This window comes from Salinimonas sediminis, from assembly GCF_003429285.1.
Classification (GTDB): domain Bacteria; phylum Pseudomonadota; class Gammaproteobacteria; order Enterobacterales; family Alteromonadaceae; genus Alteromonas; species Alteromonas indica.
Window position 1 is genome coordinate 3,790,000 of the sequence record NZ_CP031769.1, and the last position, 22,329, is coordinate 3,812,328.

20 protein-coding genes and 1 pseudogene are annotated in these 22,329 nt (G+C 38.6%); 4 read left to right on the forward strand and 17 right to left on the reverse strand.

The genetic code is table 11. The annotated features are described in order from the left end of the window. Window positions 1-14: 14 nt before the first annotated feature. The 3 genes from D0Y50_RS16625 to D0Y50_RS16635 form a co-directional block, all read right to left on the reverse strand. Window positions 15-2,000, reverse strand: a complete 1,986-nt coding sequence (locus D0Y50_RS16625) for a glycosyltransferase family 2 protein (protein WP_117318078.1) — start codon at window positions 1,998-2,000, stop codon at window positions 15-17. 42 nt (window positions 2,001-2,042) lie between these two features. Then, a complete protein-coding gene (locus D0Y50_RS16630) occupies window positions 2,043-2,846 on the reverse strand; it encodes a glycosyltransferase (RefSeq protein WP_170145539.1) in 804 nt (267 codons plus the stop codon). Between the two features lie 87 nt (window positions 2,847-2,933). Further along, the gene (locus tag D0Y50_RS16635) at window positions 2,934-3,998 is read right to left on the reverse strand and encodes an ATP-grasp fold amidoligase family protein (protein ID WP_117318082.1); all 1,065 of its coding nucleotides are present in this window, start codon (window positions 3,996-3,998) and stop codon (window positions 2,934-2,936) included. Between the two features lie 243 nt (window positions 3,999-4,241). On the opposite strand from D0Y50_RS16635, the pseudogene D0Y50_RS19810 reads away from it, so the two are divergent. After that, window positions 4,242-4,913: pseudogene (locus D0Y50_RS19810) on the forward strand (integrase core domain-containing protein); the annotation flags it as partial. A 513-nt stretch (window positions 4,914-5,426) separates the two neighbouring features. On the opposite strand, the gene D0Y50_RS16645 reads toward D0Y50_RS19810, so the two are convergent. Next, window positions 5,427-5,879: a GDP-mannose mannosyl hydrolase gene (locus tag D0Y50_RS16645; RefSeq protein ID WP_117318086.1), complete on the reverse strand. Its 453-nt coding sequence runs from the start codon at window positions 5,877-5,879 to the stop codon at window positions 5,427-5,429. 1 nt (window position 5,880) lies between these two features. Continuing rightward, a complete protein-coding gene (gene fcl / locus D0Y50_RS16650; RefSeq protein ID WP_117318088.1) occupies window positions 5,881-6,840 on the reverse strand; it encodes a GDP-L-fucose synthase in 960 nt (319 codons plus the stop codon). Window positions 6,841-6,999: 159 nt separating this feature from the next. Between fcl and D0Y50_RS16655 the strand changes: the two genes are divergently transcribed. The 3 genes from D0Y50_RS16655 to D0Y50_RS16665 are packed head-to-tail and all read left to right on the forward strand — an operon-like array spanning window position 7,000 to window position 9,609. Further along, the gene (locus D0Y50_RS16655; RefSeq protein ID WP_117318091.1) at window positions 7,000-7,563 is read left to right on the forward strand and encodes a hypothetical protein; all 564 of its coding nucleotides are present in this window, start codon (window positions 7,000-7,002) and stop codon (window positions 7,561-7,563) included. After that, window positions 7,560-8,570, forward strand: a complete 1,011-nt coding sequence (locus tag D0Y50_RS16660) for a hypothetical protein (protein ID WP_117318093.1) — start codon at window positions 7,560-7,562, stop codon at window positions 8,568-8,570. Before D0Y50_RS16655 ends, D0Y50_RS16660 begins: the two co-directional genes overlap by 4 nt. 7 nt (window positions 8,571-8,577) lie before the next feature. Further along, window positions 8,578-9,609, forward strand: a complete 1,032-nt coding sequence (locus tag D0Y50_RS16665) for a glycosyltransferase family 10 domain-containing protein (protein WP_117318095.1) — start codon at window positions 8,578-8,580, stop codon at window positions 9,607-9,609. A gap of 77 nt (window positions 9,610-9,686) precedes the next feature. Here D0Y50_RS16665 and gmd read toward each other — a convergent pair whose 3' ends face one another. From gmd to rpmJ, 12 genes are all read right to left on the reverse strand, one after another. Beyond that, complete coding sequence (gene gmd / locus D0Y50_RS16670; RefSeq protein ID WP_117318097.1) at window positions 9,687-10,811, reverse strand: GDP-mannose 4,6-dehydratase; 1,125 nt, start codon at window positions 10,809-10,811, stop codon at window positions 9,687-9,689. Further along, complete coding sequence (locus D0Y50_RS16675) at window positions 10,804-11,883, reverse strand: hypothetical protein (RefSeq protein ID WP_117318099.1); 1,080 nt, start codon at window positions 11,881-11,883, stop codon at window positions 10,804-10,806. The genes gmd and D0Y50_RS16675 overlap by 8 nt, the downstream gene beginning before the upstream one ends. 13 nt (window positions 11,884-11,896) lie before the next feature. Beyond that, window positions 11,897-12,778, reverse strand: coding sequence for a hypothetical protein (locus tag D0Y50_RS16680; RefSeq protein ID WP_117318102.1), 882 nt, complete (start codon window positions 12,776-12,778; stop codon window positions 11,897-11,899). Then, entirely contained in the window at window positions 12,778-13,791 is a 1,014-nt protein-coding gene (locus tag D0Y50_RS16685; protein WP_117318104.1) for an SGNH/GDSL hydrolase family protein, read from the reverse strand. Before D0Y50_RS16685 ends, D0Y50_RS16680 begins: the two co-directional genes overlap by 1 nt. Beyond that, complete coding sequence (locus D0Y50_RS16690; protein ID WP_117318106.1) at window positions 13,788-17,624, reverse strand: glycosyltransferase; 3,837 nt, start codon at window positions 17,622-17,624, stop codon at window positions 13,788-13,790. The genes D0Y50_RS16685 and D0Y50_RS16690 overlap by 4 nt, the downstream gene beginning before the upstream one ends. Before the next feature lie 50 nt (window positions 17,625-17,674). After that, a complete protein-coding gene (locus tag D0Y50_RS16695) occupies window positions 17,675-18,307 on the reverse strand; it encodes a hypothetical protein (protein ID WP_117318108.1) in 633 nt (210 codons plus the stop codon). Window positions 18,308-19,187: 880 nt separating this feature from the next. Next, the gene (gene rplQ, locus D0Y50_RS16700) at window positions 19,188-19,586 is read right to left on the reverse strand and encodes a 50S ribosomal protein L17 (RefSeq protein WP_108568774.1); all 399 of its coding nucleotides are present in this window, start codon (window positions 19,584-19,586) and stop codon (window positions 19,188-19,190) included. A gap of 41 nt (window positions 19,587-19,627) precedes the next feature. Next, complete coding sequence (locus D0Y50_RS16705) at window positions 19,628-20,617, reverse strand: DNA-directed RNA polymerase subunit alpha (protein ID WP_108568773.1); 990 nt, start codon at window positions 20,615-20,617, stop codon at window positions 19,628-19,630. A 19-nt stretch (window positions 20,618-20,636) separates the two neighbouring features. After that, window positions 20,637-21,257 carry a 30S ribosomal protein S4 gene (gene rpsD / locus D0Y50_RS16710; RefSeq protein WP_108568772.1) on the reverse strand — a complete coding sequence of 207 codons (621 nt, stop codon included), beginning with the start codon at window positions 21,255-21,257 and terminating at the stop codon, window positions 20,637-20,639. Window positions 21,258-21,281: 24 nt separating this feature from the next. Next, window positions 21,282-21,674: a 30S ribosomal protein S11 gene (gene rpsK / locus D0Y50_RS16715; protein ID WP_108568771.1), complete on the reverse strand. Its 393-nt coding sequence runs from the start codon at window positions 21,672-21,674 to the stop codon at window positions 21,282-21,284. 16 nt (window positions 21,675-21,690) lie between these two features. Beyond that, window positions 21,691-22,047 (reverse strand): 30S ribosomal protein S13, encoded by a 357-nt coding sequence (rpsM, locus tag D0Y50_RS16720; protein ID WP_108568770.1) that lies wholly within the window; start codon window positions 22,045-22,047, stop codon window positions 21,691-21,693. Between the two features lie 164 nt (window positions 22,048-22,211). After that, complete coding sequence (gene rpmJ, locus D0Y50_RS16725) at window positions 22,212-22,325, reverse strand: 50S ribosomal protein L36 (protein WP_013786217.1); 114 nt, start codon at window positions 22,323-22,325, stop codon at window positions 22,212-22,214. Between the last annotated feature and the right edge of the window lie 4 nt (window positions 22,326-22,329).

Sequence of the window (22,329 nt, forward strand, 5' to 3'; positions counted from 1 at the left end):
AACAAATGCTCAGCCTAAGCCTGGCTCAGAATTTTATGAATTTTGCTTATATCGTTATCAGCAACCGGCTCTCCGGTTAACACGGTCACATTCTTAGTTGTTATAACCGGGCGGGCTTCAAGTACAGGCGCTGTAATATAATCTGACTGAATATATACATCTGAACAGTTTATCTCCATGCCATAGACTACTGCATCACAATTGGGTTCAAGTAATAGTCTGAAAAACTCGCCCTGCAAATCTTCTTTTTCGCTTTTATATTTTGGCCAGTGCAGCAAACCCACTGAGCCGCCGTCTGACAAAATAGCCTGAACTTTGTTTAAGGCCTCATGAGCTTCGGAGGAAAGCGTGAAGTCTGCAATTACTACCGCATCGCAACTCAACGTGTTGTCGCCTCGTTTAAGCATGGCTTTGGGTGCCGGAAACTTACGTTCACCTGGGGCCAGCCTGGAAGTATCATTTTGGGCATGCCACCACTGGGCAGCGCTTCGATAAATATGACGTAGCCCATTATGAATAGTTTTAACATGGGTCGCTTTTGTTCTTGTCAGCGAACCTTCGTCATCCAAAGCAAAGGAAAAAGGAATATTGGGCTTATACTTAACAACCGAACCATGGCCATAGTGAGACTGTACGCGCCAGATAAACTCCGTGTCGCCGCCAACAATAACCGAATCCCACGGGCCCAGCTCATCAATAACTTCACGACGGAAAAGAAAAGAAGAATGATTCCAGTGCACGAGGCGGGCATTCAGATTCCAGTTATGCGTAAAGGTCAGATTATCTAACGCCCGGGTCCAATGCAGACACACCCCCATTACGGCTTCTTTACGCTGAAGTAATTCCACCTGAGTTGCAATCTTATCGGGATGCGACCAATCGTCTGAGTCGTGCGTGGTAATAAACTGCCCAGTGGCTTCTTTCAGACCTCTGTTGCGAGCCAGGTAAGCCCCGCCATTCTTTTCTTGCTGAAATGCCTTAACTCTGGGTTCTCTATCGGCTATGCCACTCACGATCTCGAAAGTACTGTCTGTGCTTCGATCATCAACAACAATGATTTCCAGGTTCTGATAGGCCTGATCCAGTAAACTTTGAATGGCCGAGGCAATATCATTTTCAGCATTAAAAATTGGCATGATGACTGACACTTTATCATCACTATGCACCGGAGAGGTCTGGCCGGTAATATTCGCAAAACTAAGCGGCTGCGAAGTATCTCGCTTTTGAACTGCCGCTAAACCCCGTTCGGTATAAATGCGGTTTATAATATCAAGCTTAGCTGCGTCTTCTGCTTCTGTATTGGCCAAAGTCAGCAACATATCGGTATCGTGCGGAACCTGTTGCAGAAAACTTTCAGCAACCCTTCTCGCTTCAGAACTTTGGCCTTTGGAAAGATGACCGTAAGCAAACATCATTGCAGTGGCTTTGTCGTTCTGGAATCGGCTATCAAGTTGTGAAACCAGCTGAGCAAGCTCGAGCACTTTGTCTATTTCATCTATATAGAAATACCAGCGCGCCGCGTGCCAGGCCGCAAAAAAGCGAACGTCCGCCGGTTCGTCCTCGTTACTGTATACGGTTTGTAGGTCGGTTAAAGCCGGTTTTGAATACCCGCCCCATAAATGATTAATCACCGTATTGCGTAAAAGCTCGCGCCGGTCCCGCGTTTCATAATCATAACGATTACCATGAATACGCCGACCCTCTTGCTTACCATGCAGAATATAGTGAACTAAAGGGTTCATCCCCGACTCTTCTACATCGGGATTGTTTTCGACATACCATTGTGAATCGAAGGTCTTGTTAGGCTTACGCCCTTCAGATGCCCCATGCTCCAAATAATGCAAAATAGGGTTATTACTCCAGAATGCGTCGGCTCGCACATCCATATACATGATTTTATAGAAGCGGTCATCAAATTCAGCCGAATTTTTCAGAGTGCGATAATAAACGCGGTGCTTATTTTTCAGTTGTATTTTTTTTAATAGTTTTTTTATCGGCATAATTCACTGCATCCGAGGACTTTAGATATCATAAAGGTTTGGTCATGCGAGGATATTAGTCACAATTGGGAAATTTTCTGTCACTTCCTCAATATTAACTAAAGAACAATCTTTGCGGCGTATCCTTTCATGGATCCCGGTACCTTGGGTATCTTGTTCGACGTAACTCATTCTTAAAAACATGCCACGCGTGTTATCGACAATAAGCGGCCGGTGCTGATCAATTTTTGAGTGATCACCTACGCCGTATATGCTCAGTATATTGTCTCGAAACTTTTGCTCCTCTGCATCAAAGAAGTTTATATGTGCTAATCCCAGAGCAATTCGTGGCCAACTCACTCGTATATTGTGTTCAGTTTTTTTGCTCTCAAAATTATAATAAGTTTCATACCCCTTAGAGAAACTAATGACGTTTCCGGCAAACTCACTCGTTACAAACTTCGTTATAGAACGGATATAACTACTGGATAATAGATCATCATCGTCCATTCTTATTGTAGCGAATGCGCAGTGATTTTTTTGACTTCTTGTATGCGCTCTGACAAAGTCATTGATGGGATCTTTTAACCTAGTATTCTCATCTATCGCTACCACAGTAATAAAACTGATGTCCTTGACGAGATGCTGTAACCGTTGCGCGTACAAGGGAGGAAAAAGCGAGGAAGTAATCAACAAAACCTGCATGTCTACTTTATCACAACTTTCAAAAAGCTGCTTTAAATTGGGTAAAACCAGCTTTTCAAAAAGATAAAATTTTGATTCTAAACGCTCTTTGGAAAACAATTTACTTTTATAGTTTTCAAAACCATTTTCACGAGAGATTCTCCATGCTTTAGACTTTGTCAATACAGAGAATCTTATAGGAAAGAGTATTTTTCGGTTAGTACAAACCGGTTTATATTTGTTAAAGAACATTAAACTCTCTTTATAACGTTAATCATTTTTTATCGCATTTAGATAAGCTTGATAATTGGCGAATTTTTTTCCCCGGATGAAGTCTTTTTGTAGACGAGCTTCAGCGCCCAGATACAAATGCCCTAAATATGCGTCAAACTCAGGCTTATACTGACCATAGACACCCGGCCTGGGAGTAAATTCACAAAAAACCATCCGATCATCGGTTTTAAGAAAGTCGATACTTAAGAATGGAACCGGTATTTCTTTACTAATACGTTCAGCAAGTTTTATATCTTCTGGTGTAAAGTTGGTTACAGGAAACTCTGCGTCACCTTCAAACTCGCTCCCCTTAGCAAAAGTACCATCTGGATAGCGAGTACGGAATTTACCGCCCTTTTCCCTCTCAACTTCTAGTACATGACCGACCTTGCCGTAAAAACAATAAAATTTCAGATCACGGGCTGCCCGTACCGCGTCTCTGTCGATATCTGCTATAAACTCTTCAATTTGCCAGAGGTCTTTGGAAACCGACTTCACTTTCAACATTTTCAAAAGGTGTTTCTCTACCTCGGCATAATGCGACAACATTGTACCGTTTCGAACTATACGGTACCTATCAGCAGCAAACGCAATTACCACACCACTGCTAGTAGCGCCATGTAAAGGTTTTATTATACACGGATAAGATGTGATATTGATTTGCGACAATGTAGTAGCTTTTTCATACACTTTAGGCCGGGGCACATCAAGCATGTCGATAAATTGTACAGCTTTGCCTTTATCATTTAGGGGCCAGGCAGAATAGTTGGTTGCAATTTTACGACGGCACGTGTCAAGCGTAACCAAAGCTCGAAAAGATGGCAGATGGTTGAGATTCCACCCTTTAGAAAGGATGCCACGCAACGTATTTTCGGGCATGTCCCCGGCATCAGTTAAAACCTGGAGCTTTGTAAATAGAGTTTTTCTGGCCTCGAGATCGTCTTTAATATCTTTTATCTGAGCGAAGAGCTCTCTTATTACTTGGCGCTTTTCATTCTTTCTCCGTACTTCCGCTTCCATAAGCGAATCTAAACGCTGTTCAAGTTCATTGTACTTTGTCATATCGATCCTGATACTAATTAAGCCTTTCTAAGAAGATTTTCTTGTATTTACATCCACAAATTTTGCGGTTGAAGTATACAGATATGAGAGACGAGATGCATTAGTCTACTCATATTCATCTCTTATCTTTTATGGAAGGCTTACCCACCCTTAAGTGCTTTACTTCAAAAAAACAGCATTGTAAACAAACCTCTATAGGCATGTAATGGAAGATTTATTTCCAACGTCACCGATGCTTTTGATGCTCAAACTGCATTCAGATATTGTCACAAGACAAAACTATATAGCGCAGTACGCTTGCTTCTGAAGGAATTGACGTTTCAGTATCCCAGGTATGGATATTTAAGGCTGCATGGCTTGCTAAAGAGTGAAAAGCTTGATGTGAATCGCAAAAGCATACGTACCGCCTTTATACAGAGGAGGGGTAGCAAGTAAGGATGAAGAAGCGAAATAAGCTGACTCGCCTAAGGCAACCAATAGAGGTGTCAACAGCGCCAGTCGATGAATTTCGTATCTGATCAGCTTAGTAACGGCAGGCGCTTTAGGGTATTGAACGTGATTGATGATTACTCCCGCAACATGCCCAGACAGCTTGTGTCTGTTTCAATTATCGGACGCTAGGTTGCGCGCTTCCTTAGTCAGCACCTTGAGCAAAGAAGAAAGCCAACAAAGGTGATGTTTTTCTGGAGCAAAGAGGCAGGTGTTAAGCTTGGTTTTATCCAGCTCGGCAAACCAACACATGATGCCTTCGTGGAAAGCCTTGACAGCAAATTCAGAAACGAATGCCTGAACCAGCATTGGTTTAGAACAGTGGAGGATGCGCGCTACGCGGTAGACCTATGGCGAGAGCATTATAACCCTGTTCGGGCACATAGCTCACTAAATTATCTACCGCCTGTTGAGTATGCAAAGCGGGCAGTTCAATATGAAAAATTTAATCGAAAGAGTGATGCTACCTCGAGGAAAGGTCACTTCATCAACTCACCGCTTAAACGCGTTATCGCGAACCAGACAATTGTAAATGCGGGAAATGCTTCCCGCCTTGGTGTCGTCTCTCGCGATGCTATTACCACACCCACATACTGGTTAAATAAGGCGAAAGCGAGTAACCCAAACGTCAGGAGGCGTCTGACCTTCATCACAGAGGTTGTTCTATCTAGAACCATTGAGAGATTCGGCGTCGAATTCTCCCAAGCTAATCCGTACCTGAGCCCCCCCAAAGTGTTACGGCTTCTAAAGCCTAAAAGAAACGTGTACATACATAAAAGTAGCATTCGTGATATCTAGTTGAAGGAAGATATGAATACAACTGACTACGTTACGGTTGGCAAAGCTTACCAAAGTGCGCCAATACTAATTTTAATTATGTGATTACGTCAAAATCGCTTAGTACTTACACCGCCAGTATGCGTTGGTAATTACAGTGATTCAATCAATGAAATAAGCACGAGTATACTTATGAACATCGTTAGATACTAACATCCGTTCTTCACTCATCCAGGTATAATCAAGGTGCTGAACTTCTGGAAGTTTATCCATACAAATGTCATCAACAATTTCGTAGCCAAGGACTATATAATGTGTACTTGTTTTCCTTCCGAACACACTATCCTCATAAAAGTGTTCAAACGGCCCCAAAAAGCGGGCATTAGTAATAGGCCTATTTACTCCCAATTCATCAGTACAAAGTCTAGCCATTGCTTCTACTATGCTTTCATTTTTACGAATACGACCTCCCGGTACAAACCACGCGCCCTTGGCGGGTGAATTTACCCGCCTGCCGAGTAGTACCTCCCCTAAGTTATTTCTTACTATCAGGTCTATAGATACTAGCGGCGTGTTCTCAACTACAGTTTTGAATGCATCGTGAGTTAAAAACATTTTAGCCCCGGAAGTTATCCTGGTTTTCAAGAAACCATTTATAGCTTTGTGATAGTCCTTCTTTTAGCGAAATAGAAGATTGCCAACCCAAACGCTTCAATCGGCTTACATCCATCAGCTTGCGCGGTGAACCATCTGGCCTAGAGGAGTCCCATATGATATTCCCTCCAAAACCGGTGACCTTAGCTACAGTTACGACTAACTCTTTAATAGAGCAGTCTACCCCTGTACCAACATTAATGTGGCTAAGCATAGGCTGAGTTTCCGCTTTGTATGCCGCTTCATTAAGTTCCATGACATAGATACTGGCAGCTGCCATATCGTCAACGTGGAGAAATTCGCGCTTAGGCTTACCACTTCCCCAGGCTACTACCTCAGCATCGCGGCGTTCTGCAGCTTCATGAAAGCGTCGTAGTAATGCAGGAATAACATGAGAATTTTCAGGATGAAAATTGTCGTTTGGGCCGTATAAATTTGTAGGCATAACAGATCGATAATCCCGCCCATATTGTCTATTGTAGCTTTCGCACAACTTAATACCTGCAATTTTAGCAACTGCATAGGGTTCATTTGTTGGTTCGAGCGCGCCGGTGAGCAGAACTTCTTCTGTCATTGGTTGCTCAGCTAACTTTGGGTAGATACACGAGGAACCAAGAAATAGTAGTTTTTGAACATCGTTCGCGTGGGCCGCTTGAATGATATTGGCTTCTATCATCAGGTTTTCATAGATGAAGTCAGCAGGGTATTCGTTGTTTGCTTGAATACCGCCTACTTTTGCTGCAGCGAGATACACTTCGTCAATATTGCTTTCAGAAAAAAAATTATTGACATCTTGCTGGGACAGCAGGTTGAGTTCTTTACGACTCTTGGTGATAATTTCAACATCATCACGGGCGGAGAGCGCCCGAACGATTGCCGAACCGACCATGCCATTGTGTCCAGCAATAAAAACACGTTTCATATAATATTTTTTTAGGTAAGTCATTTAACAATTATGTAAGATAAAGACAGAATTATCAATAAATTTCAACTTCTATAAATAAAAACGGCGAGATCTTTAGGTAACTAATAAATCAAGCCTATAGCGTGAAATTAAACCATATAAAGAGTAGGAGTAAAGATGGATAAACAAGTCAGGGATTTTCTGTCTATATACAAAGTAGAATTAATCCAACACAAGGCAGAAATAAGTAAACTAAAAAGAATTAATAGGAAGCTCCTTAACCAATATGAGGCTGCCAATATAGAGATTGAGGAACTAAAGATAAAGGCTCGATTATACGAAAGAAATAAAGAGGAAGTACGAAAATTAAGTAAAACCGCTTTTTTTTGCAATGCTAGAGAGAAGGTACAAAGAGAAAAAACAATAAAAACCAAGATTAAGGAACTATTTAGGTTAAACAATATAAACAAAGTTGATTATAAAACTTTGAAATCAAGCGAATATTTTTCAGAAAGCTATTACAGGGAGAAATACAAAGATACTAAGGATATCGATCCAATAAAGCATTATTTATTATATGGGGCAATGGAAGGTAGAAATCCATCAAAACATTTCGACACCTATTACTATTTAAAAAACAACAGCGACGTGGTAAATTCCAGAATCAACCCGCTGGTACATTTTTTAAAATTCGGAATTAAAGAAAAAAGACTACCTATATCTGAAAAGAGAGAAAAATGAAAATAATATCCTTTATCGATGAATTTTCAAATGAAGCTAATACCGAATACTACGCTTACCAACAGATGAAACTATGCAAAATAAAAAACGAGAATACGTGCTACTTGGCTTTTCCATGGTCGGATTTTTTTAATAAGAAAATATCAAATTCACAACTTGCGTCTCTAAATAGGAACCTTAACGAATTTAAAGAATACATAAGTAAGAAAAACTACGTACGAGTAATAACAGTTTGCGAACACAAGAATTTTGAAGAAGCAATTAAGTTATCAGATAATATAGGAGTAACAGACCTATTTTTTTCACATTTAGATTGTGAACATAGAAGATACGATAGAGTAAATACATTTCCATTTCCCTTTTATGCTCCGAATATAGACGTAGAAGAAAAGATATGGGCATATACTTATATCACTAAAGAAAACATTTTCCTCCTAAAAAATTTCAATGAAGGTAATCAAGCTCAAAAATTAAGTGGCTTTAGAAAATATGATGCCATAAGTAAATCAAAATTCACTGTGATAGAAGGGACATACGAAGAGCATATCGAGGATATCTGGAAAGCAATAAATTGTGAAAGTATTCCGGTGATTTCTTCAGGCTACTTAGCCCCGCGACACGATCATTTTTTTAGTAAATTTTCACTTATAGTCTCTCATAAAAAGGATAGTCTTCAAACTGTTCATGAAAAGCTACATTCCATGCAAGAAAATGACTATATTACTAGATTAGAAAATTTAAAAGCCTATAAAATCCTTTATAATCAAGAAAATATCGTCAATGACATCGTTGAAATCGCGGTTTCTGAAAAATCACCAACATCAAATGAATTAGAATTACTAGACTCAATCCTATTTAAAGCGTTTTATAACTATATAAATAAAATTCCTTTAGATGTCGATTTGGTAAGTAAAATCAATAGCTTTCAATCAAATTCATTTCTTGAAAACGAAAAGATAGATTTATTAAGGCGTATTCTAATAGAAAATAGAAAAATGGGGTCCTAAGATAATAATGTTTAATATATATCTATATGGAAGGTATAAGAAAAGAGTTCCTTTCTCCTATTCTGCATATGAAAATTTATTGGGCAAAAGATTTTTAATAGTTAATGAAGCTAAATTTTCAGATTTTATTATAGTTTCGAACTATAAAGATGTAGAACAAAATCAAGAATTTTTTAGTCGTACAACAAAAAAAAATCCAAATCTTAAAATAGTTTTATTTTCTGAAGAACCATTTTGGGACACATTAAGCAATTATAATACAGAAGAATTTTTCTTTACAGTGGATAATGGGCCCTTAGCTGGTACTAAAATTTTTAATATTAATCACCAAAATTGTGATGTTTTCGACTTTAACTACATCCCGTATTTTTTGACTACAGAAGCATCATACATAACCCGGTACATATTTTTACTAACAAACCTTTTAAAGCTCACACCGAAGATGCTATTAAACCATTGGGATAACGCTGATTATCAATTAGGCTCATTATCCGAAAAGCGTTTGGGAGCGCACTTTGACCTTTATAATAGTCAAAAAGAACTAATAGGCTTAAGCCGATTTAGATCAACTTTAGCGGAAAGTTATACGGGGAAAAAACTTGTTCATGGGTTGGGATGGAGTCCAACACCTAGACGACAGAAACTCCCAGACTGGCATAGCGATAAAATAAGCAAATATTTGAATAAATCACGATATTTATCGTCGATTGAGAACACCCACCTATCAAACTATATGACAGAGAAACTTTTCGATAGCTTCGCAGTGCGATCGTTTCCTATATACTATTCTTCTCCAGATCATCGGATAAAAGACTTAATATCTGAGAACTCTTATTTAAATTTATATGGCTACGATACGCATCAATCTGTAAAGCTTATTGAAAAACATACTTTATCATTAATTAACGCTGACAGTTATCTTAATGATGCGGATAGGATGCTTAATTTATTTACAGATTGCGACTATATAACAGACGAACGTTTTAGATTCATAGACAAAGTATACAGAAAATTTAAAAAAATTAGTGAACATCGATAAAAATTAGAGCTTAATATAGTTGCAGATGGCTATGCCATATCTTTCGCATAGCCACCCTTTTGGTATATATAGCTCAGCTACTCTTTTGCGACGGATATTATATATCCATGCTTTTTTAATAATGCATGCTGTTTTGCTTTCTCTAAGTCTGAAATGACCATTTCTTCACACATTTCTTCCACAGTAATTTCTGGCGTCCAGCCTAGTATTGATTTAGCCTTTGACGGATCACCTAATAACGTTTCAACTTCAGCAGGACGATAATATCTGGGATCGACCTTGATTATTACATCACCAACCTCTACCCCAGGGGCAAGCTCTTGATCGATTGATTCAACAGTAGCAATTTCGTTAGCCCCTTCGCCAGAAAACTTTAATTCAATACCTGCAACCTTCGCAGACATAGTAACGAACTCACGAACAGAAATCTGCTTGCCGGTCGCAATCACAAAATCTTCGGGCGCGTCTTGTTGTAGCATCAACCATTGCATACGCACGTAGTCTTTTGCATGTCCCCAATCTCGCAAGGCATCCAGATTACCTAGGTATACACAGGACTCTAAGCCTAAAGCGATATTTGCAATTCCGCGCGTAATCTTACGAGTAACAAACGTTTCTCCGCGTCTTGGAGACTCATGATTAAACAAAATTCCATTACAAGCATACATGCCATAAGATTCACGGTAATTAACGGTAATCCAATAAGCATACATTTTTGCTACGGCGTAGGGTGATCGGGGATAAAAGGGAGTAGTTTCCTTTTGCGGTATTTCCTGCACTAATCCATATAATTCTGATGTAGAAGCCTGATAAAACTTTGTTTTCTTTTCTAAGCCAAGAAATCGAATCGCTTCCAAAAGCCTTAGCGTCCCGATAGCGTCCACATCTGCGGTATACTCAGGAGATTCGAATGAAACTGCTACATGTGATTGTGCGCCTAAATTATAAACTTCATCAGGCTGGACTTCTTGTAAGATCCTGGTCAAATTGGATGTGTCAGTCAAATCACCGTAGTGAAGATAAAATTTCGGATTCTCATTATGAGGATCTTCATAAATATGATCAATACGTTCTGTATTAAACAACGAGGCTCGCCGTTTAATCCCATGTACTTCATATCCCTTTTCTAACAAAAACTCAGCCAAGTAGGAACCGTCTTGGCCGGTAACACCAGAAATTAACGCGACTTTATTATTATCCACGGTTACCCTCTATGCAATTTTTATATAAATATTCGAAATATTGTACTTGATTAAATTCAACCGGTCTTTCGTTTGGATAATCATCTAGATTATCATAAGTAAAACTACCAGCTGAATCGGTAAATGAAGCGAGCAATAAATTATTTGAAGTAGAAAACATTGCTCTTATGTCAGAAACATCATCTTTTGTAATTAACTTTACACTCTTAGCTGATGTACTATTTCTTATTTGTGTCACCAAATATTCAGAAAACATTTTCCCCATTAAAGGCTTGGCTTTGAGATATTCACTTTTATCTTTAATTTTATTCCAGAATACGGTAGCTTTACATATCTCTAAATCGTAACCTGAACTGTTAACTTCTCGCAACTTTGCTTGTTTAAAATTATTGACTGAATCAAATTCATTATGAAGTCCAGCAGTAAAAAAGAAATCAGTTAACAAATCATTATTCACGAAAGAACACTTTTGAAATAAACGTAAATCCACTTTACTTTCAAAGAAGACCTGCTGCCACAGCGAAGCTGTATGTAAATAGTTCAATCTGTCGAATAGAAAGTTATAACTAAAAGGAAGCGAGAAATCCTTTAGGCTCCCCTCTCGTATTTTTTGATGTAGAAAACTATTAACCCACGAAGCCTGTTCACGAATATAGAAGATTATTTTATCGACATTTATCCCCAAATCAAAGAGAACCAATTTCAAATTATTAACTTCTTCAAAAGTGACTAACTCGGACCAAAATTGCTCCGCGGATAAAATTAACCTACCTTTGTTATCGCACCTATCTATTTGAGCCTTATAAGCAGTTTTTACTGACTTTCTAAACTCTCCAAATTGATTTAAATTAGTGACTCTATAACGAGCCAAATAAGGTCTAGATAACGGATTATTTTTTGAAATAAAAGCTAGTGTTTTATGGTTATCACCACCAAGCTGCCCGTTAGGAAGCTTATCTTGCGGATATATAACACCAATTTTCTGAAAAGCATCCCGATTGGCAGTAAGAAAATTCTGAATAGTAGAGCTGCCGGCCTTTCCCGCTCCAATATGTAGTGTAGCGTTAATCATTTGACCCCCTTTATTACCAATAGCACCCGCCTTCGATTAAATTCGAATTGCTATGTTTTTCTTCCTCAAACGGTCTTTTCCAGCCATTAGCTATTATCGACTTCATATAACCCCTTGATTCCCAGCGTGCGCCTATTATACCGAACATCAATTGCGTAGATCCGCCTAAATGAAGTGCCTTTAATCCTAACTGCTTAATGAAAGCTGCCAAAGGTGCACCGTAAGCACCAGCTCCTATTATAGCAATATCAAAATCAAGCTCTAGTATCTGTTTTTTAAACATTTCCAACTGCTCCCACCAAGAGAACTCTACTTCATTAGTTCTCTGAGTCGTTTGGGGCGGTTTTAAGGTCTGCAACGAAAAATCGGGAAGCATTTCGCATATAAAATTTATACTACTTCTCCTTTGATACTGATATTCTATAGAACAGCTGAACGGATGAATAAGTAATACTTTTTTTCCTTTAAGTGCGGTAGTCCAAGCTATTTTTTTATGCGCCCAAGTGAATACCGGGTCGAGATAATTCATATGACAATAATGTTTATTATGAGAATATTGAGCAAGTCTAATCTGATCCGGAAAATTCCAAATTCCGAGCAAATCAGCTCGGCATATACTAGCCATATATTCTACAGAGAATTTGTAAAGTGTTGGATTATCCGGTTTCGCTATACCAGCATTATTTCTTGCTTTCGACCTAAGGTGTTGTGTTGGTTGGCGGTTCCCACGTAGTAATATTTCTGCTACTACCTCTCCCTCAATATTTCCAAATCGGGAAAACATAAATGACTTTTCTGAACGAAGAGAGTCAGATATATATTCTACTGCTGATTCAACACTTAGCATCTTTTCTTTTATATTTGGAGGAATAACAAAGTCTGGTTTATTAGCCATCAACTTACACCCACATTTTTAATTTTGATATGCTTAGTAGTGGAAACTATAATAAGCCGTCCTTTAGGCCGAATTTCATGAGGGATATTGGAAAAATTTCCTATTCTCGCTTGCTCGCTATTGAACCCGTTTAAGACGCAAGGTTCTGATATTATTCTCAAGCTTACTGAATTAGATGTCGAATCTAAATCAAACCATGTAGTCAATGGCTTGATACATTGCCTTTCCCGCCAAGACCAGGCATCAAACATATCTAGAGATCCTTCCCGCGTAGTCTCACCAAAATCCAATTCAGTCCTACAACGCCGACTCCATGGACCGATCCTCTGCTCCATAAATACAATGACTTGTTCAACATGATCCGTATCATAATCAAATTCTAAATAAATATTCTTTACTCGGTTTTTATACTTTTGCATATCATAGTAAATATTATGAAAATTTATATTAGGCCGCATATAATTTTTAACGGGCTGACTATTTTTCTTAAGGTTTAATATAGAACTGAATAGCTCGTGCGCATATACATTCGCGCCCAGTGAATTCGTATGAACCACATCACGCAATAAATGCTCTAATAACCGTAGAGAATATTTCTGACTTAAGTCAATAAAAGGAAGCTTAAAGTGATCTGCGATAGTTTTACAATCGCTATACACCTGCGTGAGTCTTTGGTCACGGTCTCTTCTTGGGAGAACAAGTGTAACCGGCAATATATCGTTTTCAATTAGTTTTGAATAGATAGCTTCGCAGTCAACGGCTCTAGAATCTGACGGTGCTGGCGTACACCACTCAACAAAACAAACATCAGGTTTGCACTTCACTACATCATCTACTAACGCGATTCCAGCGTCGCCGATTGAACACGAACCGGCGGTGACTCGATTAATTGAAACGTCTAATCTATATCTATCGCACAGATCTTGCAGCACATTGACAAAACCAGTTACTTCGCCTGTATCATGTTTGGTCGTTTGCTCACAAACAGACGCACCAAAAAAAAGAAAATTCATAGATTACCACTTTCTAGTTCGGTTCTCTTAACAAAATTATTCAAATGTGTATAGTCGTATTGCCCGACGGTATGCCTAGAAATGCTTTCCTTTTCCTGAATCCAAGTTTTATTCCTTTGAAATAATAACTGATAAAACAAATTTTGGTACGCTCTGGCTTGCACATCCATTGTGAGCGTGCATTTAGCAAATTCGCGAACAGTTTCTCTATTAAGACCTTCGGAATTAAGATAGGACAAGAGCTTTTCTAGCATAGCTTTCGTATCACCAACATTTACCGAATAACCAGAAATTCCCTGGACCGCCAACTCAGGAATAGCTCCAGTTTTAAAGCCAATAACAGGTGTTCCACAACTTATAGCTTCAGCAGTAGTATTTGAGAACGTTTCTTCAAGGGACGGAACCAGTAGAACATCCATCGCACTATAATGTAGAGCTAAATCGTCGTTATTACCTATATAACCAGCTGATATACATCTAAATTTAATTCTTTCCTTAGCACTCTCAGAGCGGCCTAAAAGTAATACCACCGTATCGGCGCTATAGAGATCACTTTCATAAAGACTATTTAATACATCAATCGCTTCTTCAAACCCTTTTACATCACTTTGGAAAGAAGGCACATATCCTATAACTTTCGTGGTTTCATCAATACCGAATTTCTTTCTAACTAAATTCTTGTAGTCTGGTTTGAACACATTCACTTCGATTGAATTAGGGATCTTGACTATATTACATTCTTTAAAAATTGAGTTTTCAACAATTTTCTTTGTATGAGAACTCAATACAACAATGGTAATATTGTTAAAATTGTAATTTTCTTTTTTGAAAGATAAAGTTTGGTTGGTGATATCCCCTATATCGTCATATAGCTGCGGGCAACTACTACAACTTTTTGTCCACTTTTTACAGCCGTGGAAAAAATGACACCCACCACTTAGGTGATACATATCACGGATTGTTAAAACTAAAGGCTTATCTAACCAAGATAAGTAGGCAATATTTTCAACACTTAAAAACCTAGCGATCCAATGGAGATTAACGATGTCATAGCCTGATACGATTTTGTTCAAGTATTCATTACTAAGTATAGGCTGGTTATACGAGAAGACTGTCATACCAGGGCGGCTATTATTCTTCGATTGATAAAAACGCCAATCTCCCTGTGAACCATTTGGATGCGCTATCACAGAAACAAACTTATTCGCTGCATGTGTTCTGTCTGGTGTAAATAGTATAGGGTCTATCTGACTATGATATCTAAGACTTTGTAGTAGACGATAGGCTGCATAGCCCGCGCCTTGAATGGTGTTAGAACTAAATATTGCAACTTTACAGGAATTAAGTAATTTTGCGATTGTTTGGTCGAAAAGGCGACTTTGAGCTTCAGCCGAAAATGTTTTAAACCTTTCATTAGCATATTCAATATTCGATTGTGTAAAACTCTCGTCGGTGGCCAACGAATATATATTGTCCGCCAGACTAGTAGGGTTAGCAGCTTTCGCTATTCGGGAAAAACCTGATTCATATCCAACAACACTTGGTAACCCGCCCGCGTCTGTTACAACGATAGGTAACCCTGCATAGATAGCTTCCAAAGCTGCCACGCCAAACGTTTCTGTTCTAGGTTCTTCGTCCGTACTATACCGTGACGCTTGCACATAAATATCAAACTGGTTGTAGAACCACGGATTTTCATCAAAATTTACAAAATCTATAAACTTAACAGCATCATGGAGTCCCATATTTTTGGTCAGAATTTTGAGGGCGGGTAAACAACCATCTTGCATTCCATAAACAATTGTTAAATTACAATCCAGCTTAAATTCAGATTTAAGAATATTTATAGCGTGTATTAAGTCATCATGACCTTTCCATTCTATACATCGGCCAACTGATAGTATATTCAAAACTTCTCTTTGACGGCTTCTATCAACCCTGCTGTTTAAGAATTTACTATTCGCAGCATTATGAATGAGATCGAGATTTGCTTCTTTAATTCCAAAAGACACCAGTTTATCATAAAGGAATTTTGAAACAGTTGTTAAGCGACTCTTCTTCTTACCTGAATATTCATTTAAAAAGAAATCTCTATAGTCGCTCTTTTCTGAAAGAGTGAAAACATCAATACCGTGAGTCATACTTACTGTGGGTATAGATATATCTAATTTCGATAGTCTTTGCTTTATTTTCCAATCGTTTAGTGCAAAATGACTAACTAGAACGTCAGGAGCCAATCGTTCAAAAATATATCTGTATATCTGGTCTCTAACCTCAGGGCGTAACTTTGCCCAATCAACTTGTAATGTCGCCACAAAAGGTCTTTGTTTGTCTAATACACGTTCGTCGCAAAGAACTAATGAAACATATTTTTTGCCACAGTTATGTCTATTTACAAAATCATAAATAAATGTTTCTGAAGGACTTGAAAAGCGAAAGGCATAATGTAATAGAACTTTAGCACCAAATTGTTTCTGATTTTTTAAACCATCAATAACCTTATCAATATGTAATAGTAATTCCGAAAAGCACCCGTAGGAGGTTTCCATTTTTATCGCGTTCTTATTAATTTCAAGTTTTTTGGCTAGTTCGACTAAAAACGGGAATACTGTACTGGATTTGCCTCGAGATAATCTAAAATTATCTCTTAGAGTTAGACAGCCATAAACATAGCTTTTCAATCTATGAATAAAAGGGCCATTATATCTATACTTATCAATTAAAGCATTAAGATTACTAGCATTTGGCGATAAGAAACGAAAGTTATATATATCTATGCAATCTTTTTCAGATAAGAAAGGACTGTGAGTTTTATAATACCGAATAATCTCTGATTGCATCAGTTCTTTTCTTTTTTTATCGATACCGCTTGAAGCCCCACCGGTAAAAAAATTAAAACCAAAGCTATTATTTTTTTTAAATTTAACGCCATATCTAACCGCGCGACCAATCCAATCTATATCGGAAATCAATCGGTAATTTAAATCATACAACCCAACCGTGTCATAAACTTTCTTATGTACTAAGAAAGACGCGTGGTTAGAATTCAAGTTACCAAAAAAAATACCATCATCTACATTAGCGCTTGAGATTACAGGTTTATTGTCGACTTTAAAATTACTATAAATTACGTCAGATTCAGTATTAAGTATATCTTCAACCAACGTTTCTATATGCTCAAGATCATAGAAATCATCAGAATTTAAAACGCATATAAATTCGCCATTGGCTAATGTTATTCCTTTATTCATCGCATCGTAAATACCTTTATCAGGTTCAGATATGACATACTCAAGCGAATCTTGGAATTTATTAAGTATCGCAATAGTTGGGGAATCACTCCCGCCATCGATAACAATGTGTTCGATATTCTTATAAGTCTGATCTTTAACGGACTGCAAACATCTCTCGAGGGTAGTTTTATTATTATATAAAGCTGTGACAACAGTAACCAGAGGTCTATTATCAATAGAAGTATCACTTGTTATATCACGAGATTCAACCCTACGTCCAAACTCAAAAAATCTATTTTTTTCGCTAATTGGATACCTGAAGTATTGGCCGACAATATTATAACTATCTGACAATGAGTCTTTAATAGCGACTTTATCTTTAATACACTGTAGATAAACTGAATCTGGTTTTTTATCTAAACCAATAACAGCCCACTTTTTTACTTGGTTAAGCTGTCCTACTTCTAAGTATATTTTGACGATTAACTCATAGTAAATATAGATCTCAGGATTAACTTCTATAGCTTTTAAACAACTATCTAATGCAGCATCAGAATCATTAGACGCTAAACTTTTATATATTAAATCAACAAAATTCATTACGATCTAGCCATAATTTTTTAACTTTTAATGAAAATTTACGCACGGTTTCATAGTACTTTAAACACTTTCCTACCTTCATATCTGCCAAACCTTAGATAGTGAATTAGTGGGTTTATATTCTCTAGCGCTACATCTGGGTTATTTCTTAAATAATGTAAAGTGCTAAATTTAACGCTTGGGTTTCGCAATTCCGCTTTAGCATGGGACAGAAAATGCCTTGCAGGTGAGACCTTTGCATCGTCTACGTCCTTATATTTATTAAGATACCAATAGCTATCAAAATAATCAGAGTTAAGAAGTAATTCAATATCGCTTTCGTCGCCATTAACAGGTTTTACACTACTTGGCTCTTTACTTACTAAGGCAACTAGATTTCTACCAGCTCTAGATAATTTAGGAATTTTGAAACGTCGAAGTATATAAACAAGAGACAGTTCAATATGCTTAGATTTGTTGAACGCAATAGAAAGAGCATCATTTCTTTTTATTTGTAGTTTATATTTACTCTTTAATTTATTCAGTTCGATATTTTTTTTATCAAGTTCTTTTAAAGTTTCGTCAAGCCTCTTAAACTTCCTTTCTAATTCGACTTGGGTTTGGTATAGCTGAATTTTCTGCATAGTCGAATCATTAAAATCTGTATGAAGAAAGTTACTTAATTGAGTATGCTGTTCATTCATAATAGTTCTCTATAGTATACAGTGCGTTTAACTCGTCGAATTTCAGTTGTATATAAAACTTTAAACTGAATTTTGTCATCTAGATACTTACTATCAGCTTATTTAATTATAGTTATAGACTTAACCAGTAATTGTACTACGTCTTCTTGTTGCCATAAAGTAGTTATCTTCTACTTAGATCTTTGTATCGTATATAATATATCTAAATTTTTAGCTTTGAGATACTAATCAATAACTAAAAATTATTGGAGATTATTAGCATATAAAAACTTATATACTTCTTATTGCTCAGTGCCATTTACATAGATAGTTATTTAGAGTAGAGAAGGAGTATAAAATAGTTTCGTTTTCTTTGTGAATTTCTCAGCTTATTTAATATTTACTCCATCTAACCCTTTTTGTTTTACTTAAATAAATCTTTTCAAACTATCCCGAACATGTTTGAACTTTAATTACACTAAGTTTTACTTTCTTCTTTCGACATTTCGAGCCTGAGGCTGAAAAATCTGATCTCCGAACTTAAGATATCAACAAACAACATTAATCGGTATAGTTCTCTTATCTAGCTTTAAAATATTAATAAAGATCTTCATAATATAATTTTTACAATAGAACTATCTATGTAGCTTTTATGTTCGGATATGATCAAGATTCCTTTAGCAGATAATATTAGATGATGTAAGATAAGGTTTTGGACTTTATGCAGCCTGAAATTACCGATAAGTCTGTAACTCGTATTCTAACTATATGTAATGAATCACACTTTTTTATTTTAAATGAATTTTGAACTATAGAAATATGTATTGTATAACATTGAGATAGTTTAAATACAAAAAACCCGGCCTAAGCCGGGTTTTTTTAATCGAATAATCTTTAGAACTTATTCTTCAGTGGCTTCAGCTTCTTCAGAAACTTCAGCTACTGGACGGTCTACTAGCTCAACGAACGCCATAGGGGCGCTGTCGCCTGCACGGTAACCGCATTTAAGAATGCGAGTATAACCGCCTGGGCGGGCCTCATAACGAGGACCTAGGTCGTTAAACAGTTTACCTACAACCTCTTTATCACCAGTGCGAGCGAAAGCCAGGCGGCGGTTAGCCACGCTGTCTTGCTTAGCAAGAGTAATTAGTGGCTCGATTACGCGACGTAATTCTTTCGCTTTGGGTAACGTCGTTTTGATCACTTCGTGCTTGACCAATGAGCCGGCCATGTTTTTAAACATAGCTTGACGATGGCTGCTGTTGCGATTCAACTGACGACCACTCTTACGATGGCGCATAGTTTTATCCTTCTCTACAAATCAGTTTGATAAAAACCTGATTAATCTTTGTCAGCGATGCTCTCTGGTGGCCAGTTTTCTAGGCGCATACCCAGAGATAGACCACGAGAGGCTAACACGTCTTTGATTTCAGTTAGCGATTTTTTACCAAGGTTAGGTGTCTTAAGCAATTCCACCTCGGTACGCTGAACCAGGTCACCAATGTACTGGATAGCTTCCGCTTTCAAACAGTTTGCAGAACGTACTGTCAATTCCAGGTCATCTACAGGACGAAGTAGAATCGGGTCAAATTCCGGCTTCTCTTCTTTCTGTACTGGCTCTGAAACGTCACGCAAGTCAACAAAGGCATCTAACTGTTCAGCCAAAATAGTGGCTGCACGGCGGATCGCTTCTTCAGGATCCAGGGTGCCATTTGTTTCCATGTCGATGATTAACTTATCTAAGTCTGTGCGTTGTTCAACACGGGCAGACTCAACAGTGTAAGCAATACGTTCAACTGGGCTGAATGAGGCATCTACTAACAAACGACCAATTGGACGATCATCATCTTCTGAGGAGCGACGGGTAGAAGCAGGAACATAACCACGGCCCATTTCTACTTTGATACGCATGCTGATTTCAGCTTCGCCAGTCAAAGTACAAATAACGTGTTCAGGGTTCGTAATTTCTACATCACCATCATGCTGTATATCACCAGCAACAACAGGGCCAGCGCCAGACTTCACTATCGTCAGCGTTGCTTCGTCTTTGCCTTCAAGACGAACCGCTAAACCTTTCAGATTTAGCAGGATCTCGATAACGTCTTCCTGAACACCTTCTTTGGTGCTGTACTCGTGTAAAACGCCATCGATTTCTACCTCGGTAACTGCGCACCCAGGCATGGATGACAACAGAATACGACGCAGGGCGTTACCCAGAGTATGGCCAAAGCCACGCTCTAGCGGTTCCAAAGTTACTTTGGCACGAGTAGGAGAAACGTTTTCGATCTCAACTAATCTCGGTTTTAGGAATTCAGTCACAGAACCCACAATGCTTCCTCTTTAGTTAGCTTTACTTAGAGTAAAGTTCGACGATCAACTGTTCGTTAATTTCGGCAGACAGGTCAGTTCTTTCCGGAACGCGTTTAAACGTACCTTCCATTTTGTTGCTGTCTACTTCAATCCAGGTTGGCTTCTCACGTTGGTCAGCCAGTTCCAAAGCAGCAACGATACGCGCTTGCTTCTTAGCTTTTTCCCGAACAGAAACCACGTCTTCGGCAGAAACGTTATAAGATGGAATGTTCACACAACGACCATTTACCATGATTGCTTTGTGGCTAACCAGCTGACGTGCTTCAGCACGAGTACTGGCGAATCCCATCCGGTATACTACGTTATCAAGACGCTGCTCTAAAAGTTGCAACAGGTTTTCACCCGTATTGCCTTTCAGACGTGCAGCTTCTTTGTAGTAGTTGCGGAATTGTTTTTCCAGAACGCCGTACATACGACGAACTTTTTGCTTTTCACGCAGCTGTACACCGTAATCAGACAAACGGCCACGACGGGCACCATGCTGACCAGGCGCAGTATCGATCTTACATTTAGAATCGATTGCGCGAACGCCGCTTTTCAGGAACAGGTCGGTTCCTTCGCGACGGCTAAGTTTGAGTTTTGGACCCAAATATCTTGCCATGTTCTTTCTCCAACTGTCCGTCGATTAAACGCGACGTTTTTTCGGTGGACGACAACCGTTGTGAGGAATAGGGGTCACATCGGTAATGTTTGTGATTTTGTAACCTGTTGCGTTAAGTGCACGGATCGCAGACTCACGGCCTGGACCTGGACCTTTAACGAATACTTCCAGGTTTTTCAAACCGTATTCTTGTGCCGCAACACCGGCACGCTCAGCAGCTACCTGCGCAGCAAAAGGGGTAGATTTACGTGAACCACGGAAACCTGAACCACCTGATGTTGCCCATGCCAGAGCGTTACCAGAACGATCGGTAATAGTCACAATAGTGTTGTTGAAAGACGCATGGATATGAGCCATTCCGTCTGCAACCTGACGTTTAGCGCGCTTACGCGTTGTACGAGTTGGTGCTTTTGCCATAACTTAACTCCCCCGCTTACTTCTTAATTGGCTTACGAGGACCTTTACGGGTACGCGCATTAGTTTTAGTGCGCTGACCACGTAGAGGCAAGCTACGACGGTGGCGGATGCCACGGAAGCAACCCAGGTCCATCAAACGTTTGATGCTCATCGATACTTCACGACGAAGATCACCTTCAACGGTGAACTTAGCCACTTCTTCACGAAGCTTCTCTACAGTCGCTTCGTCTAGTTCTTTTATCTTTGTTGATTCTGCAACACCAGCGTTAGCACAGATCTCTTTAGCACGAGTTGCGCCTACACCGAAAATCGCTTGAATAGCGATAACGGCATGCTTGTGTTCAGGAATGTTAATGCCAGCGATACGGGCCATTAACAGCACTCCTCTTGTATTTTATGTCGACAGCCTAAAAAGCCCGATAGGATACTTATCCATCGACAAAATTGCAACTTAAGGTTCATATTACCGTAATAGATTAAGCTGAACCTGTATGGTTCAGCTTACAATCACTCGGTAATATGTACCGCGTATTTTGATTAACCTTGCCTTTGCTTATGCTTTGGCTCTGTACAAATCACCCGCACAACACCGTTGCGCTTGATGACTTTACAGTTACGGCAAATCTTCTTTACTGATGCACGAACTTTCATTACA